The organism is Bradyrhizobium sp. CAR08, from assembly GCF_052871955.1.
Genome location: NZ_JBIXJX010000086.1, coordinates 1 through 942, shown reverse-complemented (window position 1 = coordinate 942; position 942 = coordinate 1). Strand labels below are relative to the sequence as shown.

Sequence of the window (942 nt, the reverse complement as noted above, 5' to 3'; positions counted from 1 at the left end):
GCGATCACTGTGGCCCAGATCGTCTGGCGAGCGACAAAGCTGCCGTTGCGAGCTTCCCTGGCCTTCTGCGCTGTCTGGCTTGCACCGACGGTGATCTTCAACGGCGCGGTGTGGGCGGAGAGTGATTCGATCTGGACGTACTTCACGCTGGTTTCCATCGCGCTGTTCATGCGGGACCGAAATGGCGTTGCGTCATTTGCGATGGCATTTTCGGTGAAGGCTCAGGGCGTGTTCCTGGGACCCTTCGTGCTCGGCATGATTCTGCGCCGCAGGATCCACCCGGCATGGCTCGCCACCGTTCCCGGGATCTATGTGGTTCTCGCCATTCCGGTTCTGGTCGCCGGTAGATCTTTGGCCTCCGTGTTCGCGGTCTATCTGGACCAAGCTCACACCTTCAATCGCCTCACCATGAACGCAGCGAACATCTGGGTGCTGGCTGGCGGACTGCCGTACGCGATCGGAGTCGCCGTCGGCATGGTGCTCGCGGCCGCGAGCGGGCTCGCCTTGTCGATCTTCATCGCGCGCTCTCGACGGGCGGGGCCGGAGTTTATTCTGCTCGCCGCCTGTGTATCGCTCATGCTCATGCCGTATCTGCTCCCGAAGATGCACGAGCGGTACTTCTACGCGTTCGAGCTTGCGTCGATCGCGCTGGCCTGCCTCAATCCGCGCTATGTGCCCTTCGCGGTGATTGCTCAGGTCGACGGCGTGTTATCCTATCTCGCGTTCGAAAACGGAATCGTCCTGGGCCTGCTGCCGGCGGCACTCTGCAACAGCCTTCTCGTGTACTACCTCGTGCTTGATCTTTGGCGCGGTGAACGTGGATTTCGCTTTCCGAAGCTTGCTTGGCTCGGCTTCATCGCGTCGACCGCGGGATTGTTCTCCTATCTGGTCATCGAAGGGCCCGGTTTGAACATATCGCCCCTGTACCTGCTCGCCACGGGT

At 61.1% G+C, this 942-nt stretch carries 1 protein-coding gene; it reads left to right on the top strand.

The features are described 5' to 3' along the window. Positions 1–9: 9 nt before the first annotated feature. The coding region (locus ACIPUD_RS39810; protein ID WP_446482997.1) for a hypothetical protein at positions 10–942 on the top strand (933 nt) is incomplete at its 3' end.